15 protein-coding genes and 1 pseudogene are annotated in these 17024 nt (G+C 42.1%); 9 read left to right on the top strand and 7 right to left on the bottom strand.

Annotation, left to right across the window (positions count from 1 at the left end):
• Positions 1-8: 8 nt before the first annotated feature.
• The 3 genes from A7P55_RS07300 to A7P55_RS07290 are packed head-to-tail and all read right to left on the bottom strand — an operon-like array spanning position 9 to position 3688.
• Positions 9-1445 (bottom strand): sigma-54 dependent transcriptional regulator, encoded by a 1437-nt coding sequence (locus A7P55_RS07300; RefSeq protein ID WP_171551624.1) that lies wholly within the window; start codon positions 1443-1445, stop codon positions 9-11.
• Positions 1446-1470: 25 nt separating this feature from the next.
• On the bottom strand, positions 1471-3036 hold the full coding sequence (locus tag A7P55_RS07295; RefSeq protein WP_171551623.1) for an ATP-binding protein: 1566 nt from the start codon (positions 3034-3036) through the stop codon (positions 1471-1473).
• 16 nt (positions 3037-3052) lie between these two features.
• Positions 3053-3688: a response regulator gene (locus A7P55_RS07290; protein WP_004802154.1), complete on the bottom strand. Its 636-nt coding sequence runs from the start codon at positions 3686-3688 to the stop codon at positions 3053-3055.
• Positions 3689-3898: 210 nt separating this feature from the next.
• On the opposite strand from A7P55_RS07290, the gene pbpG reads away from it, so the two are divergent.
• From pbpG to A7P55_RS07275, 3 genes and pseudogenes are all read left to right on the top strand, one after another.
• Entirely contained in the window at positions 3899-4963 is a 1065-nt protein-coding gene (gene pbpG, locus A7P55_RS07285) for a D-alanyl-D-alanine endopeptidase PBP7/8 (RefSeq protein ID WP_171551622.1), read from the top strand.
• Between the two features lie 151 nt (positions 4964-5114).
• A pseudogene (locus A7P55_RS07280) lies at positions 5115-5731 on the top strand (hypothetical protein).
• A 22-nt stretch (positions 5732-5753) separates the two neighbouring features.
• The gene (locus tag A7P55_RS07275) at positions 5754-6524 is read left to right on the top strand and encodes a hypothetical protein (RefSeq protein ID WP_171551621.1); all 771 of its coding nucleotides are present in this window, start codon (positions 5754-5756) and stop codon (positions 6522-6524) included.
• A 71-nt stretch (positions 6525-6595) separates the two neighbouring features.
• On the opposite strand, the gene thrC is transcribed toward A7P55_RS07275, so the two are convergent.
• The 4 genes from thrC to xerD form a co-directional block, all read right to left on the bottom strand.
• Positions 6596-7735, bottom strand: a complete 1140-nt coding sequence (gene thrC / locus A7P55_RS07270; protein WP_004802157.1) for a threonine synthase — start codon at positions 7733-7735, stop codon at positions 6596-6598.
• Between the two features lie 58 nt (positions 7736-7793).
• Positions 7794-9095 carry a homoserine dehydrogenase gene (locus tag A7P55_RS07265; protein ID WP_171551620.1) on the bottom strand — a complete coding sequence of 434 codons (1302 nt, stop codon included), beginning with the start codon at positions 9093-9095 and terminating at the stop codon, positions 7794-7796.
• A gap of 410 nt (positions 9096-9505) precedes the next feature.
• The gene (locus tag A7P55_RS07260; RefSeq protein WP_171551619.1) at positions 9506-10321 is read right to left on the bottom strand and encodes a DsbC family protein; all 816 of its coding nucleotides are present in this window, start codon (positions 10319-10321) and stop codon (positions 9506-9508) included.
• Positions 10322-10455: 134 nt separating this feature from the next.
• Positions 10456-11376, bottom strand: coding sequence for a site-specific tyrosine recombinase XerD (xerD, locus tag A7P55_RS07255; RefSeq protein WP_171551618.1), 921 nt, complete (start codon positions 11374-11376; stop codon positions 10456-10458).
• Positions 11377-11580: 204 nt separating this feature from the next.
• Between xerD and A7P55_RS07250 the strand changes: the two genes are divergently transcribed.
• From A7P55_RS07250 to ftsW, 6 genes are all read left to right on the top strand, one after another.
• Entirely contained in the window at positions 11581-11841 is a 261-nt protein-coding gene (locus A7P55_RS07250) for a FeoA family protein (RefSeq protein ID WP_004656347.1), read from the top strand.
• A complete protein-coding gene (locus tag A7P55_RS07245; RefSeq protein WP_171551617.1) occupies positions 11838-13691 on the top strand; it encodes a ferrous iron transporter B in 1854 nt (617 codons plus the stop codon). Before A7P55_RS07250 ends, A7P55_RS07245 begins: the two co-directional genes overlap by 4 nt.
• A 54-nt stretch (positions 13692-13745) precedes the next feature.
• On the top strand, positions 13746-13997 hold the full coding sequence (locus A7P55_RS07240; protein ID WP_171551616.1) for a DUF6587 family protein: 252 nt from the start codon (positions 13746-13748) through the stop codon (positions 13995-13997).
• 70 nt (positions 13998-14067) lie between these two features.
• Complete coding sequence (locus A7P55_RS07235) at positions 14068-14343, top strand: hypothetical protein (RefSeq protein ID WP_171551615.1); 276 nt, start codon at positions 14068-14070, stop codon at positions 14341-14343.
• A gap of 114 nt (positions 14344-14457) precedes the next feature.
• A complete protein-coding gene (gene murD / locus A7P55_RS07230; protein ID WP_171551614.1) occupies positions 14458-15810 on the top strand; it encodes a UDP-N-acetylmuramoyl-L-alanine--D-glutamate ligase in 1353 nt (450 codons plus the stop codon).
• Positions 15811-15827: 17 nt separating this feature from the next.
• Positions 15828-17021, top strand: coding sequence for a putative lipid II flippase FtsW (ftsW, locus tag A7P55_RS07225; protein WP_005291305.1), 1194 nt, complete (start codon positions 15828-15830; stop codon positions 17019-17021).
• Positions 17022-17024 lie beyond the last annotated feature (3 nt).

The raw sequence follows: 17024 nt of genomic DNA, 5'->3' as shown, positions 1-17024 counted from the left end.
AATATTGATTATTCATCATCTTCAGTATCTAAACCGAACTTCTTCAATCGATAACGTAACGAACGGAAGGTCATTCCCAACTTCTTTGCCGCCAACGTTCGATTCCAATGTGTGAGATTCAGTGCATTCAGAAGAATTTCTTTTTCAATATTCTCCAAATAACGCTCCAAACCTTCAGGTGGAAGCTTCTTTGAACTCATGTTTGGGCTTGCAGAATATTGCGGTGTTTCAACTTCTTCAGCCGTCGTATTGGAAAATGAAGGTGCTGGGTTTGCCAATGAACTACGTAAAGGTGCCGTTTGGAGATGTGCCAAATCAATATTGTCATCGTCACTCAGCGTAATTGCACGTTCAATAATATTGCGTAATTCACGCACATTGCCTGGGAAATATTGCTGTAATAAGAACTGCTCTGCACGTGAAGACAACGATTTCGCAGTGAGGTCCCATTCTTGACTAATCTTTTGAATAAAGTGATTGGCCAATAACAAAATATCCTGTCCACGTTCACGTAAAGGCGGCAGTACGATATCCATCACATGAATACGGAAGAACAAATCTTGACGGAAACGACCTTGCTGTACCAGCAGTTCCAAATCTTGGTGACTGGCACTAATTACACGGAAATCCACATCAATCTCTTGATCTGAACCAACGGGACGAATTTTCTTTTCCTGTACGGCACGCAGCAATTTGACTTGCATATTTAAAGGTAGTTCGGCAATTTCATCCAAGAACAAACTACCGCCGTGTGCAGACAGAATTAAGCCTTGCTTGTCCTGAGTCGCGCCAGTAAAACTGCCTTTTTTATGCCCGAATAGCTCACTTTCCATCAATTCAGTTGGAATCGCACCACAGTTAATCGCAATAAAAGGGCCTTCGCTGCGATTACTTAAACGGTGGACTAGATTCGCAACCACTTCTTTGCCTGTTCCTGATTCACCCGTAATAAATACAGGGGCTTGGGAGCGGGCAATTTTCTTTAAGGCGATGCGAAGCTGTTGAATGGGTGCAGAACGTCCAATTAACAGCTTGTTCTCTAAGGCTGTTTCTGCGGCCTCTTGTTCAGGCTGTGGACGATTTAATGCTTTCTGAATCAATTGATCCAAATGCATCTGGTTGACAGGCTTACTGACAAAATCAAATGCGCCTGCTTTTAAGGCTGAAATGGCAATATCCATATTGCCGTAGGCAGTCAGTACCGCAATAGGCGTATTGGGATAGTTCTGTGTCACGTGTTTGACCAGATCCAAACCATTGCCATCTGGAAGATTTAAATCTGTTAAGCAAGCATCGTACTGGAATTCAGTAAAGAACTTTTTTGCCTGTTCGACCCGATAGGCGAGATGTGTCTTGATGCCCATACGCGCCAGCGTCATCTGCATTAAAAGACATAAATCTTCTTCGTCGTCTACCAATAAGACGAGTGGTTGTTTTGTTGCCATTTCCCCGAGAAACCTAATCTATAAATCAATGAGTTTTTGAGCATTCAATCCTGAAGCATGCTCCTTGTTGTCGCTCTATATAAGTGAGCTTTGCATGATTTGCCTCACAAAACGTATGAGACAAATACAATCCTAAACCAGTTCCTTTAATTTCGGTACTAAAAAATGGTTTGAACAGTTGAGAAATATCCCGTTTTGAGACACCCGTCCCAAAATCGATGACATCAATGCACGTTCGTCCGTCTTTTTCGTGCACCTCGACTTCAATATAAGGCGCGTCAGTTGCATTGTGTCTTAATGCATTTCTAATTAAATTAATCAGCACTTGGCGTAATTGTTTTTCATCAAATAAGATGTTGGTTTGCTCTGTGATTTTAATTTGAATTTGTTGTTTAGCATCTGCAAGATCTTCATTGAGTAAACTTTCAAAGAAGGAGCTCAGATCAATTTCTTGTGCTTCTGTCGGTTTATTTCGTGCCATTGCTAAGGTGTCTTGCACGATGCTATCAATCCGCTTGGCTTGTTTGCTAATCATGCGCGACAGCATTTCTTGTTGGTGGGTATCACTGTCTTTGAATAATTCATTGGCTTGCACAATAGCAGCCAAAGGATTGCGAATTTCATGGGCAATACTGGCTGACAGCTGACCAAGTGCGGCGAGTTTTAATTGCTGAACTTGTTGAGTCAGTTTCTGTGCATCTTTTAAGATCAATAACACTAAGGCTTGTTCGGGAACAATTAGATGTTTCACTCGAACATTGATGGTGTATGAACTTTGCTGTGATTCAAAACTGAATTCTTCGCCGTCTTCTAAGTCACTAAACTGAACCAGTTCAAATAGGTCAGGTTGTAATTTGACTAGTGGCGTTTTTTCTAAGGAAATCGGTAAATGGATACCCAATAGCGCATTGGCTGCAGGATTGGTTAACACGATATGGTTACTTTCATCCAGTACTAAATAGCCATCTTCGATTTGTTCTAAGATATAGCGATTAATATTCTGTAGTTGATGGATTTCAATGGATTGATGAAAAGTTAAAGTTTCTAGAATTTTAAAACGCTGTACTGCAATACGACCAATGGCATGAACTACAAAAAATAAAAACGCCAGAAAAACGCTATTTCCGAGGTGATTTAAATTATTGGCCTCAAAAAAGTCACCTAAAAAACGTTGGTAAACCACCATGATGACGGCAAATAAAGTAATAATCAGCGACAGATGTGCATTTAATAAAATTGCAGACGAGAAAATAATAATGACGTAAAGTAAGCTGAGTTGCAGATTTGGACCACCCGCAGAAAAGGTGATCAAGCTTAGGCAAATGACATCAATCAGAAAGATAAAAATCAACTGCTTGGAGATTTGTATCGGTACAAACTGTAATAAAAACAGTTGAAAAATGTTGAATGCAATATAGCAAATCAAGGTATAAAAATATAAGAAGGGATAAATATAGTTGCTGGAAAGTTGTTCAGCAGTGAGTAAATAAATTAACAGCAGGCTAATCGAAATGATTAGCCGATAGCCACTATACCAAACCCCAAGCCGATAGACAGTTTGTGAGACTGACGACGCAATTTTCCCTAACATAGGCGCTTACTGTTTTTTAAGGTTTAATGAGTCCATAGCGAATCGCAAGATGGGTGAGTTTGACATCACTATCAATGCTCAGTTTTTCAAAAATACGATAACGATAGGTATTTACAGTTTTGACGCTTACGAATAATTTGTCAGCGATTTCTTGGGCACTAATACAATTCACCACCATCATGGCAACTTGCATCTCACGTTCTGATAGCGCATCAAAAGGAGACTGTTGTGTATCTGAAAGATAGGAGCTGGCCAATTGTTCAGCAATATCTGCACTAAAGTATTTTCCGCCTTGCATGACTTTGTTAATAGCACGAACCATTTCAGAAATCGGTGCACCTTTGGTGATATAGCCTTTCGCTCCTGCTTTTAATAACAGGGATGGATAGGGTTCTTCAGCAAGACCGCTGACGGCAATCACTTTTGTTTCAGGTGCGCTTTGTAATAAGCGACGAGTAGTTTCCACTCCACCAATACCTGGCATATTCACATCTAACAACACCACTTGAGGGTGTTTCTGACGGACTAAGGCAATGGCTTCTTCACCTGATTCAGCTTGCCCAATGACCTCTACATCGGGGTGGTCTTCCAACATACGACAAATTCCTGTGCGTACGAGTTCATGATCATCAACAACGAGAACAGTGATCAAGAAGACCTCCTTTTTTCAAAAAAACTGGTTTTTTGTTACATAAAGCAAAATTAGCTTGCAATGAAACGACAAAATTAGCAATCCTATTCTTCGTTTTTAGCGAATAGTTGTACACAATTGTGTCTATAAAAGCTTTACCCGATTTGTTTAAATGTAAGGCATAATGGTATTAAGCGCAAATGTGCAGCGTCCTGAGTTGAGTATTGTGTCGTGAAAAATTCTAAAAAATCTATCATGCATGTTTTAAGCATGTCTATCTTGTTGGCCTGGAGCACAACAAGTTTTGCTGAACTGGTTGTGAATAACAATCCAGCTTCTTCGCGTGTAAGCGGTTCAGCTTCGATGAATTGGTCTGCAACTGATGCAAGCCAGTTGATGGAAGATGATGAACCATTAGAAATTGGTCCACAAGGTTCAACCTCTGTTACCACAACATTGCGTAATGGTGGTTCGGCAACAATTACTTCTTCAAGTACGCCACAACAGTCAGGGCAGATTCGAGATACCTTTGGGTATAGTAGTCAGCCCTCTGTCAATGCACGTGCTGCTTTGGTAATGGACGCGCAAACGGGTGAAGTACTGTACAGTAAAAACAGTAACATGTCGGTACCCATTGCGTCGATTACGAAGCTGATGACTGCTGTCGTCACGGCAGATGCACGTTTAAACATGTCAGAAGAAATTACGCTGGAGTCAATCGACTTTGCTGGTGCAGGCGGTAAGAACTCAAGTTCAACCCTACGTGCAGGCGATACTATGAATCGCGCAGAAGCACTTTTGTTTGCATTAATGAAGTCTGAGAATCCAGCTGCAGCTGCATTAGCACGTACCTATCCAGGTGGCCGTTCTGCATTTATTGCGGCAATGAATGCAAAAGCGAGGCAATTGGGCATGACATCTACGCGTTATGCTGAATCTACAGGTTTAGATCCACATAATGTTTCTTCAGCACGTGATTTGGGTATTCTAGTAAGTACCGCTTCACAATATGGCTTGATTCGTCAATTCTCTACCACACCAACCTATGACTTCAATTTAGGTTACCGTGTGCTGAAATCGAATAATACCAATGCGTTGGTACGTAATGGTGGCTGGAACATTAACTTGTCAAAAACAGGGTATATTAATGAAGCAGGCCGTTGTGTGGTGATGCATACCACTGTGAATTCACGCCCAGCGGTTGTGGTGTTATTAGGTGCGCCAAGTTCGCAAGCACGTAATAGCGATGCCACCAATTTATTAAGCTGGTTAAGCACTTTGCCAAAACGCGTTTAATCATTCGAAATATAAAAAACTCTTCTTTATGAAGAGTTTTTTTATGCCTGAATCATGCGACACAACTTGTCTTATTTCAATAAATTATGTTCGTTTTTTGAGCCAAAATCGGCTAATGTGTGCTTACAACAAAAAATGATGACAGACCGTTATGAATGCGATGCAACACGCACGGATTTCTGCAAAACGTTGGGGTGGGGAACCCGAAGACGACTATGAACTACATGCGTTTATAGGTAGTACCAAAAGCCTGTGTAGTGATGCACGACACCGAATTTCACAGACCTTGTGGGGCATAAATTCTGTTGTGGTTCCTGTGTTTGAGCATAGTCTTCACAATAATGCAGGCAAATCAATTGATATTAAAGATTTGTGCGAACGTGATCATTTATTGGTGGATTACCAACAACGTTTTATTCCGACACTCAATGATTTTGTCAATGCGATAGATGCAAGACAATTGCCTAAGAACTTTGAACAGCATTTAGAACAATTACATCATGATTATGTGCAGGATAAAACACTTTCACAATTAATGTTATCGCCTTTAGCACTAACAGGAAAATTGCATTCGCTATTGCCCATCCATAATAGTTGGTTTATCTACGATATTTTGCCGAGGATTGGGTAACTGCCGAAACTGGACAATATCGTGTATAGCCCCGCTGATTTTTTAATGCCATGCATTTTGAATTATGAATGGATAATGGCATGGTAATTCCTGCAAGTGCTCAAGCATTACACCAAATAAAACAAACAACTCAATGATAAATGAATTAAGGGGAACACCATGACGACTTATGTGATTCGTGCCAAATACTTTGGGTATAACGATGAAGTCTTTTATGTGGCAGGCAATCGTATTGCCAATGTTTTTGAGGATAAAGCCCAAGCCGAGGCTGCATATAAAAAGTTAGAAATTGATGGAGCGCGAGATTTTGCCCTATATGAAGTGGAATCCCTTTTTGATGCAGATGAAGCATTGCTAAAACAGCTGGATGATTTTGTGTTTTCACGTTGTGCTGAGCATGTCTGTGAAGATGGGGATATTTCAGATGATGTATTACCTGAAAGCTTAAGCGATGAAGATACCTTTGAATTTATTCAATTGGCAGGAATGCAAAAATTTCAACTGCTACAGTTTGAACATGAGGCTCGGTTTTATGCGCTTTGGTCAGTCAAAAAACAGAAATGGGTGGAAGAGCATGATGAGTTTTTTGCCAGTTTAGCTTATGCAGATCAACCTGAACAATTAAAAACCAATGTCGGAACTATTTTTGCAGATTATGACTATGGTGATATTCAGCTTAAAGGCTCACTTGATGAGTTATCTGATGAGCCTGTGCTGTTACAGGCAATGATCACAGCGCAATCGGGTTTGAAATACGATCAGAAAAGTCAAATTTTAACGATTATGCAGGGTTGGGAAGAAGAAGCTTTATATGCGGTTAATCCTTTACTCAAACAACCATTATTTGAAATCAAACAAATTGAGCTTGAAGAAATTCAGAGGATCGAAAAAGAATTAGCTGCACAATATAGCTATGATGATTACGAATAACTTTTTCTTTTTATAATTAGAAATAAAAAACCAGTTGCAGGCAACTGGTTTTTTTATTTCAGTAGGTATACTTACATATTTGAAAGAATAGAATCTTTCACTTGATCCATAGTCGCATCAATCGACAACATCACGGCATCAGCACATTGTTTGATTGCAGTGTCAGGATCTTTTAAGCCATTGCCTGTCACTGTACATACAATCACAGAACCTTCAGCAATTTTACCTGCTTTAAGATCACGGATCGCACCACCAATTGATGCTGCTGAAGCAGGTTCAACAAACACACCTTCATACATTGAAAGCAAGCGTTGTGCTTCTAGAATTTCAGCATCAGTCAGTTCATCGAACCAACCTTTAGAATCACGGACCACTGCTTTAGCATGGTTCCAACTTTGTGGATTACCAATACGAATCGCTGTTGCAACTGTTTCAGGGTTCTCTACTGGTGCACCACGTAAGAATGGTGCAGCACCAGATGCTTGATAACCAACCATTGTTGGTAAGCCTTCTGGTTTAGGACCAGTGAATTGATCGGTTGCAGCATCATAAATCACTTGCTCAAACTGATCCGCAGGTTGATTGGCAACCGCTTCGGTATAACCCATCCAGTGTGCTGTGATGTTACCGGCATTACCGACAGGTAAGCAGTGATAATCAGGAGCACGACCCAATGCTTCTACAATTTCATAAGCAATGGTTTTTTGACCTTGCAGACGGTATGGGTTAATTGAGTTTACAATCGTTACAGGTGCTTGATCTGCAACTTCTTTGACCAGACGCATACCGTCATCGAAGTTACCACGGATTTGCATGGTGATCGCGCCGTACATCATTGCCTGCGCCATTTTACCCATGGCAATTTTGCCTTCTGGGATTAATACGAACGCTTTGATACCTGCACGTGCTGCATACGCTGCCGCTGCCGCTGAAGTATTGCCTGTAGATGCACAGATAATCGCTTTAGAACCTTCTTCAACTGCTTTGGTCACAGCCATTGTCATACCACGGTCTTTAAATGAACCTGTCGGGTTCAGACCTTCGTACTTCACATAGATTTCTACGTTTTTGCCAATAATACGTGGAATGTTCTCTAGTTTAATCAGTGGGGTATTCCCTTCACCTAAAGAAATTGCACGTGTAGTTGCAGACACGGGTAAACGGTCACGATAACGATCTACAAGACCAGTATAACGATTGGCATTCGACATGATGGTGTTCCAATATGAGGTAGAGCGGGGTGAGGGAGGTTATTTTCCCTCAACCTGATTAACTATCGAGCGATTCTAAACGAATTCTTACGATTTCGCCACGAATTGCAGGTAATGCTTGAATTTGTGCAAGTGCTTCATCCATTTTTGATTCAACAATCGGATCTGTCAAAATTACGATTGGAATCAAGTCTTTCAAGCGTGATTGCTGCATGATGGCATCAATACTAATACCAGCACGGCTGAGAATGGTCGTAACATCTGCCAAGACACCCGTCTGATCTTCAGCATTGAGGCGAATATAATAACCTGTGGTCATTTCTTCACGGCTTAAGATCGGCACATTGGTCAGTGCTTCAAAGGCAAGTTGAGGAATGGTACCTGCACCATCTTCGGTATAAGAAATATCACGCACGATATCAATGACATCGGCAACTACAGCCGAGGCTGTTGGGCCAGCACCAGCGCCTGCACCATAATATAAGGTTGGGCCGACAGCATTGGCTTGAACTAAGACCGCATTTTTCACGCCATTGACGTTGGCGATGAGCTCTTCCGCAGGAATGAGGGTTGGGTGGACGCGTAATTCTATGCCTTGTTCGGCACGACGTGCAATGCCCAAATGCTTAATGCGGAAACCAAGCTCTTCTGCATATTTGACATCTTGAGCGGTGATTTTGCTGATGCCTTCGGTATAGACCTTATTAAACTGTAATGGAATACCAAAAGCACATGACGCCAAAATCGTCAGTTTATGTGCAGCATCAATGCCTTCAACATCAAAGGTTGGATCAGCTTCGGCGTAACCAAGTTCTTGCGCTTCTTTTAAAACGTCTTCAAAGGCACGGCCTTTTTCACGCATTTCAGTCAGAATGAAGTTGCCGGTACCATTAATGATGCCCGCAAGCCATTCGATATGGTTCGCTGCGAGACCTTCACGGATCACTTTAATGATTGGGATACCACCCGCAACAGCTGCTTCATAGGCAATCTGAACAGCATTGTCTTCTGCTGCTTTAAACAGTTCATTGCCATGTTCAGCCAGTAAAGCTTTGTTTGCAGTCACAACCTGTTTGCCATGCTTAATGGCTTCCATGATGACTTCATAAGCAGGATGAATACCACCCATGACTTCGACCACCATGTCAACATCTGGCTGACGTACGATTTCCATCAAGTCATCGCTTTGTTTAATGCCTTCGAGTTGTAAATCTGGACGTGGACGGCGTGTGCCTACGTGTGTAATTTGAATTTCTCGACCGGTACGGCGTTTAATTTCCGCAGCATTTTCTTGTAGTAATTTAAGGGCTCCACCACCTACAGTACCAAGACCGAGTATCGCCAGACGAACTGGTTTCACGTTACACTCCATTATATTCAATCATTTTAATGAAGCTTGATCATAGCTAAAAAAATGCGCAGACACTAGGGTCTGTTGTCACTTTATAAATGAATTGCGTTGACGGCTGAAAATTCTTCAGACTAGGCATGAAACGTAGGGAATGGCATTCCCTTGCCAAGTTTCATAACGACGTATGAGGGAGTTTTAGCGACAACCCTGTGGGGCAGGGAGATTTTTGGCGCTTCTGCGTTATCTTGCGCAACTTTAGCCATTGCTCATTATTTAGAATGACTAAATTTCACAATCCATGCCTTGTATCGCCTAAAAATCTCCTCTGCCGCAATCATAGATAAAGTGGTAACAGACCCTATTCCGATCATCTTTAATCTGTCGCCCGAGTCTTTGCTTATTTGTAGTGTAGTTTGAACTTATTTGTTTAAGCGTTGTACGATTTCTTCAGGCGTCATATAGCCACCTAAATATTCGCCATCGACGTTATAAATGGCAGGTGTACCATTCACGCCCATATTTAAACCCAGTTGATACTGGTCACGAACAGGGTTCTTACATTCAGCAGCCGAAACGGGTAAGCCTTTGGCAGCTTGATCGAAGGCAGCCTTACGGTCTTCACTACACCAAATCGCTTGCATGGTTGGCATGAACTGTTCGCCACGTGGCCAGGCGATGTAACGAACTTCAATCCCTTTGGTATTAATTTCAGCAAGATGTTCATGCAGTTTATGGCAATAAGGGCAGCTTGAATCGGTGAATACATAGATGACATGTTTGGCTTTGCCACCTTGTGCAGGATAAACGATTAAGTCTTCAGTTTTGAGTGAAGCTAAATGTTTCTTATTTTCGGTTGCTTGTAGAGCGTCACTGACATTGTGCAACTGTTTATCACCTAAACGCACCACATCACCTTGAATAATGTATTGACCATCAGCAGTGGCATAGACTGAACCCATCCCTTCCAGACTCACCCAATAGAGGTTTGGGACTTCAGTTTTTTTGATGCTAAGGATTTTCGCGTTGATATTGGCTGTTTTAAAGTTTTTTTCTAAGGTAGTAACCAAACGCTGTTGTGCATTGCGTTCGTTTAATGTTGATGCTTCACCCGTCGCCGGTGCACTTGCTGTGAGCGCATCTTGTTTTTGTGCTGAGTTTTCTTTAGAGCAAGCACTGACTAATAATGTTGATGCTAATGTACAAGCAATTACAAGTTGAGACCGAGTAAACAACATATAGAACCTTTTTTGTACGAATTCATTTGTATAAGGGGCCTAGCATAACAAAAAAAATGAATCACTTCGTTAAATCTTGCATAAGCTCTGTGAATAGAATCAGGTTTTGTCTGAATCCTAGATAAAAGGTGGTTTTAGCCACGTGGATGGTATTTACCATGCAATTCCTGCATCCGCTGTTGTGCGACATGAGTGTAAATTTGCGTAGTAGATAGGTCGCTATGTCCAAGTAGCATTTGTACCACACGTAAATCTGCGCCGTGATTGAGTAGATGAGTCGCGAAAGCATGGCGTAAGGTATGGGGAGACAATTCCGCCTGAATATTAGCTTGTACGGCATAACGCTTAATCGCATACCAAAAATTCTGTCGACTCATGATGCCGCCATGTTGAGTGAGAAACAGATAATCCGTGCTGCTTTTATACAGCTGCGGACGTGACTCAGCCAAATATCTTTCGATCCAATCACAGGCAAATTGCCCCAGCGGAACGAGACGTTCTTTATTGCCTTTACCTGTGATTCGAACAAAGCCCTGTTTTAAATTGATCAGTTCTAAACGTAAATTCAGTAATTCTGAAACACGCAGACCACAGGCGTACAGGACTTCGAACATGGCGCGGTCACGCAGGCCTAATGCTGTGTTGATGTCAGGTGCATTGATTAATGCTTCTACATCTTGTTCAGATAAATCCTTGGGTAAGGCTCGTCCAATTTTAGGGGAATGGTGGGTAGCAACAGGATTATCGTCCCGTAATTTCTGTTCTCTTAAAAACTTATAAAACTGTCTTAAAGCAGAGAGGCAACGTGCAATCGAACGCGGGCTTTTACCGGCCTTGGTGAGTGCGATGAGAACATCAGCAATGTCATCACTAGACCACTGTGGTAATGCGGCCGTTTGATGTAATTCAGCACATTGAATCAGGTCGGATAAATAGGCGTTACGGGTATGTGGGCTTACGGTTTGAGCCACCAGATAAGCTCGAAAACCCTGTAAAAAACTCAAATGTTCGGGGATGTTAACCGCAGCGGGAATACGAGGCTTTTTATTTAACATAAGGCGTTGAAGATATTTCTCAGTGAAAGAGGGGCGGGTATTTTAGGGAGAACGCTGCCCTGATTTATTTTTGGTTGAATTGCACTGTAAAAGAAAAATGAATTGTTGTCGATCTGTCACAGAAGCAAATGCCACTGAGATTGGTTTTGGTAATTATTCTCATTTGCTTGTATACTAGCAAAAAAGGGTTAAGGGTTAGAAGCGGTGCGATTGTCAGCATTAAAAGTCAAGCAAACAGCGATGATTACGAAAGTAAATCGCGTGGTCGATGAGACAGAACAGCCAGATTTAGTTGCAGTTCGTTTAGAAAGTTTAGGCTTTGTGCCAGGTACACAAGTACAGGTGATTACCAAAGGCATCTTTGGTGGAGATCCGATTCTAATCCAGCTCGGTTTTACGCGTTTTGCGTTACGAAAAGCGGAAGCGGATAAAATTGAAATTCAACTTGAAGGAGCACCTGCATGAGTGATGCGTTACGTGTTGCCCTTGTGGGAAATCCAAACTGTGGTAAGACATCTTTATTTAATCATTTAACTGGGACACGCCAAAAAGTTGCCAACTATGCGGGTGTGACGGTTGAACGTAAAGTTGGGCATTTTCAGCTTCCATCTGGAAAAGCAGTACGTGTTTTAGATTTGCCAGGCACATACAGCCTTCAAGCAACCAGCCCAGACGAAGAGATTACCCGTGATGTCTGTCAAGGCAAGATTGCGGAAGAAGGGCAACAAGATGCCTTCTTGTGTGTGGTGGATGCAACCAACTTAAAGCTACATCTGGGTTTGGTGCTGGAAATTATTGAGCTGGGGCGTCCAATCCTTGTCGTGTTGAACATGATGGATGAAGCACGTCGCCGTGGTATTCAGATCAATACTCAAAAACTTTCTGAGCGTTTGGGTGTCCCTGTGGTTGAAACGGTTGCGGTACGCAATTCAGGTATCGAAAACCTACTACATGCACTTGATCAAGACAAGTATTCGATTCCACAAACGGAACTGAGTGGCTTGAAAGGGGATCATCACCAGAAAATTGAAGTGATTTTCAAAGATGTGGTGAACTTTGTTGATCAGGAAGATAAACGTACTGATTTTCTGGATAAGATTTTCTTACATCCAGTGCTTGGTTTACTGAGCCTTGCAATCATGATGTTTATCGTCTTCCAAGCGGTATTTGCTTGGGCTGCACCGTTTATGGACGGGATTGAAACCTTCTTTGCATGGTTTGGTGAGAAGCTTGGCGAGTATATCTCGCAACCATTACTGCATAGTTTGGTGGTCGATGGGATTATTGCAGGCGCGGGTAGTGTGGTGGTGTTCTTGCCACAAATTTTGATTTTATTCTTCTTTATTCTGGTATTAGAAGAATCAGGTTATTTACCGCGTGCCGCGTTCTTGCTGGATAAATTGATGTTTAAAGCGGGTCTAAGTGGCCGAGCTTTTATCCCTTTGCTGTCGAGCTTTGCATGTGCAGTGCCTGGGATCATGGCGACCCGTAGTATCAGTGACCCACGTGATCGTTTTACCACGATTATGGTTGCGCCATTGATGACCTGTTCTGCGCGTTTACCCGTCTATGCTTTGTTGATTGCGGCCTTTATTCCAAGTCAAACGGTATGGGGTATTTTCAACTTACAAGGTTTAGTGCTATTTGGCTTGTACATGTCAGGCATTGTCAGCGCACTCTGTGTTTCGATTGTGATGAAGTTTCTGCAAAAAGATAAATCACAACATGCCTTATTGCTGGAGTTGCCAAGTTACCGTATTCCTGATTTAAGAAGTGTTGGGATTGGCTTGCTCGATCGCGGCAAAATCTTCTTAAAACGAGTCGGTGGGATTATCTTCGCCCTGTCGATCTTACTTTGGTTCTTGTGTACCTTCCCGCAAGCTCCAGAAGGGGCGACTTTACCTGATATCGATTACAGTTTTGCTGGAATGTTAGGGCATTTGCTGCAACCGATTTTTGCACCTGTTGGTTTTAACTGGCAGATCGTGGTTGCTCTTATTCCTGCAATGGCGGCGCGTGAAGTTGTGGTTGCTGCATTGGGTACGGTATATGCCTTGTCAGGTGCAGATGATGATGCGATTGCACAAGGCTTGTCGCATTTGATTAGTGCTGATGGGACGGGTTGGTCATTGGCAACAGGTTTATCATTATTGGTATGGTTTATCTACGCGCCACATTGTCTGGCAACGTTAGCAACGGTACGCCGTGAGACAGGTTCATGGAAACATGTCTCTGTAATGACAGCATATTTATTCGGTTTAGCGTATTTAATGTCTTTCTTAACTTATCAAATTGCATCAAGCATTTGGGGTTAAGAAATTCCACCTAGCCTCCCTTTAAAGAGGGAGGCAATCATTGGAGAGACGGTTATGTTTGAGTACTTGATTGTTGCTGTATTGGTATTGTGGAGTGCTGTTGTCGTATTCAAAAAGGTGTTCCCTCAAACAGCAAATTCAGCATTTCTGAGTTTGTCGAATTCTTGTCAGCGTTTAGGCTGGCAGCGTTTGGCGACATGGTTAAAACCTAAAATGGCTGTGGGTTGTGGCGGTGGCTGTGGTTGTTCGACTGATGAAAAGGAGAACAAAAAAGCAGAACCCATTCAAACAGTGAAATGGCGTTAATCGCAATCTTAAAATTGCCCATCTTAAGATGGGCAATTTTTTTGGAAAAGAAAAAATGAATCAGGCTTAAATGAGTAAAAAACCATCATTAAGCTCTAAACATAAATTGATTTTACTGGGTTTCATGCTGGTGATGACACTGCTTTATCTCGCTGCTTTGTCTAAAGGTCTGAATATTTACAAACAAACCCTCTCTTGGCTTATCTCATGTTTAATCTTGATTTATCTGTGGTTGAGACCCGAATTGATTGAACTTAAAATCAAGCAATATGCATTTAAATCTGTAGATTGGTTAGGTGCTGTGATCTTGGCTTTATTAGGGATAAGCTTTTTTATCCCTGCTTAAGCTTTTACGCACTGACACAAAAAAGATTGAATAAAACCAAAACTGAAAAAGCATTTAAAACAGTAAAGTGCTAACATTTTTGCCATTCTGTAATCTGCAAAAAATGGGGCGAAAATGTTAATACAACGTGGTGGATTAAAAGTTGTGGTTGGCTTAGGTATTTCGGGTGTGTCAGCTGTTAACTTTCTACATGAACAGGGCTACCAAGTTGCAGTAACAGATTCACGAGCAACACCTCCTGGACATGATCAGATTCCAGCAGGTGTTCGTACCAGTTTTGGTCAACTCGATACAGAGCTTTTATTACAAGCAGAAGAAATTATTCTCAGTCCAGGACTTGCACCGCAACTTCCAGAAATTCAACAGGCCGTTGAAAAAGGCATCCCAGTAGTCGGTGATATTCAATTATTACGCCGTGCGACTGAAGTGCCAATTATTGCGATTACAGGATCAAATGCAAAAAGTACCGTGACCACTTTAATTGGCTTGATGGCACAAGAGGCAGGTAAAAATGTGGCTGTTGGTGGCAACTTAGGTCGTCCAGCATTAGATTTGTTAAAAGATAAACCTGATTTAATTATTTTAGAGTTATCGAGCTTCCAACTTGAAACCACCTCACACTTGAATGCAGAAGTTGCTGTGGTGCTGAATATGAGTGAAGATCATTTAGATCGTCATGGTGATATGTTGGGTTATCACAAAGCCAAACATCGTATTTTCCAAGGTGTGAAAAAAGTCGTTTATAACCGTGATGACAATCTCAGCCGTCCATTGGTTCCAGATGTTACCCCAATGCAAAGTTTTGGTTTGAATGCTCCTGATTTAAATCAATATGGTGTATTACGTGATGCAGATGGCAGCATGTGGTTGGCACGTGGAAGAGAGCGATTGCTGAGAACCTCTGAGATGTACATTCAAGGCATGCACAATGTTGCCAATGCGTTGGCATGTTTGGCTTTGGGTGAAGCTGTTGGTTTACCACCAGCTTCAATGTTTGAAACGCTTAAGCATTTTAAAGGCTTGGAACATCGTTGTGAGTATGTCGAAACCATTGACGGTGTGCGCTATTACAATGATTCCAAAGGAACTAATGTTGGTGCGACGCTGGCTGCAATTGATGGTCTTGGTGCCGCAATTGAAGTGAAAAAAGGCAAGCTGGCTTTGATTCTTGGTGGTCAGGGTAAAGGGCAAGATTTCAAACCTCTTCGTGACGCAATTCAAAAATATGTGAAATCAGTGATTCTCATTGGTGAAGATGCTGCGGTGATTGAACAGGCGATTCAAGGTACAACAGTGATTCAGCATGCAAACAGCTTAAAAGAAGCGGTAGCACTGGCTCAAAAAGCCACTCAAGCAGAAGATGTGGTTTTACTTTCGCCAGCCTGTGCCAGCTTTGATATGTTTAAAAGCTACAATGATCGTGGGCATCAATTCGTGGCATGTGTAAATGCCTTGAATGAAAAATAAGAACTGGGAATAGAACTATGGCTGACTTAGCCCAAAATACGGTACAGAAGATTTCGCAATTGCTGAATCGTTTACCTAAGCTACCCGCAGAAATGACGGCACGAAATATCCTGATTTTTTCTGTGATTTCGCTGCTATGTTTCGGTTCAATCATGGTTGCATCGGCGTCTATGCCGTATGCGGAATATATCCATGAGAGTCCTTTTTACTTTTTGATTCGTCATGGTATTTCGATCGTAGTAGCAGCGGTGGTGGCATTTTTAACCTATCGGGTTTCATTGAATCTCTGGTTTAAAAATGCCTTTCCTTTATGGCTCATTACCATTGTCCTGCTCTTAGCGGTATTGGTGGTCGGTTCTGAAGTCAATGGTGCACATCGTTGGATTAAGGTGGGTGGTTTCACCTTGCAGCCAACCGAGATTGCCAAAATTGTAATGGCGATTTTTACTGCGGATTATGTGGTACGCCGTGCCAAAGAAGTCCGAACACACTGGAAAGGTTTGCTCCGCTTAAGTGGTGTGATGGCCTTAACCGTGGGCTTTATTGTGGCTGAGCCAGACTTAGGTGCAACCGTCGTGATTGTATTAATGATGGTGGGTGTATTCTTCTTAGCTGGCGCACCTGCAACGCAGTTTTTGATCATGCTCGGTGCGATCTTTGCAGGTGTCAGTGCGTTAATTATCTTCGAGCCATTCCGATTCCAACGTTTGATCTCGTTTACTAACCCTTGGGCAGATCCATTGGGTGTGGGTTACCAGCTCTCGAATGCATTGATGGCTTTTGGTCGAGGCGAGTGGTTTGGTACAGGCTTAGGACACAGTGTGCAGAAGCTTTCTTATTTACCTGAAGCACATACCGACTTTATGTTGGCGGTTTTAGGTGAGGAATTCGGCTTCTTTGGCGTGTCTATCGTAATGATACTGTCATTTACCATGTTGGCCTGTTGCATTCGTATCGGTCATCGTGCCTTGCAACATAACTATTTGCGTGCAGGTTATTTAGCCTATGGAATTAGCATTATTTTTCTGATGCAGATTCTGGTGAATGCAGGCATGAATATGGGCTTGATGCCAACCAAAGGTTTGACTTTACCGTTTATTAGTTATGGTGGTACATCGTTGATGATGTGTGCAGCGATGATTAGTTTGATCTTAAAGATCGATGCATCAACGCAAGAGTTGAACCCATTAAAAGAAGAATCAAATTTCTAAATT

Source organism: Acinetobacter sp. Ac_5812, assembly GCF_013072695.1.
Lineage (GTDB): Bacteria > Pseudomonadota > Gammaproteobacteria > Pseudomonadales > Moraxellaceae > Acinetobacter.
This window is presented reverse-complemented; position numbering and strand designations above follow the sequence as displayed.

Coding starts and splice junctions, on each gene's coding strand:
- thrC (WP_004802157.1), bottom strand. CDS start 7,735: ATGTCGAATGCCAATCGTTATACTGGTCTTGTAGATCGTTATCGTGAC.
- murD (WP_171551614.1), top strand. CDS start 14,458: ATGTTAATACAACGTGGTGGATTAAAAGTTGTGGTTGGCTTAGGTATT.
- A7P55_RS07240 (WP_171551616.1), top strand. CDS start 13,746: ATGTTTGAGTACTTGATTGTTGCTGTATTGGTATTGTGGAGTGCTGTT.
- A7P55_RS07300 (WP_171551624.1), bottom strand. CDS start 1,445: ATGGCAACAAAACAACCACTCGTCTTATTGGTAGACGACGAAGAAGAT.
- A7P55_RS07235 (WP_171551615.1), top strand. CDS start 14,068: ATGAGTAAAAAACCATCATTAAGCTCTAAACATAAATTGATTTTACTG.
- A7P55_RS07260 (WP_171551619.1), bottom strand. CDS start 10,321: ATGTTGTTTACTCGGTCTCAACTTGTAATTGCTTGTACATTAGCATCA.
- ftsW (WP_005291305.1), top strand. CDS start 15,828: ATGGCTGACTTAGCCCAAAATACGGTACAGAAGATTTCGCAATTGCTG.
- A7P55_RS07295 (WP_171551623.1), bottom strand. CDS start 3,036: ATGTTAGGGAAAATTGCGTCGTCAGTCTCACAAACTGTCTATCGGCTT.
- A7P55_RS07245 (WP_171551617.1), top strand. CDS start 11,838: ATGAGTGATGCGTTACGTGTTGCCCTTGTGGGAAATCCAAACTGTGGT.
- xerD (WP_171551618.1), bottom strand. CDS start 11,376: ATGTTAAATAAAAAGCCTCGTATTCCCGCTGCGGTTAACATCCCCGAA.
- A7P55_RS07275 (WP_171551621.1), top strand. CDS start 5,754: ATGACGACTTATGTGATTCGTGCCAAATACTTTGGGTATAACGATGAA.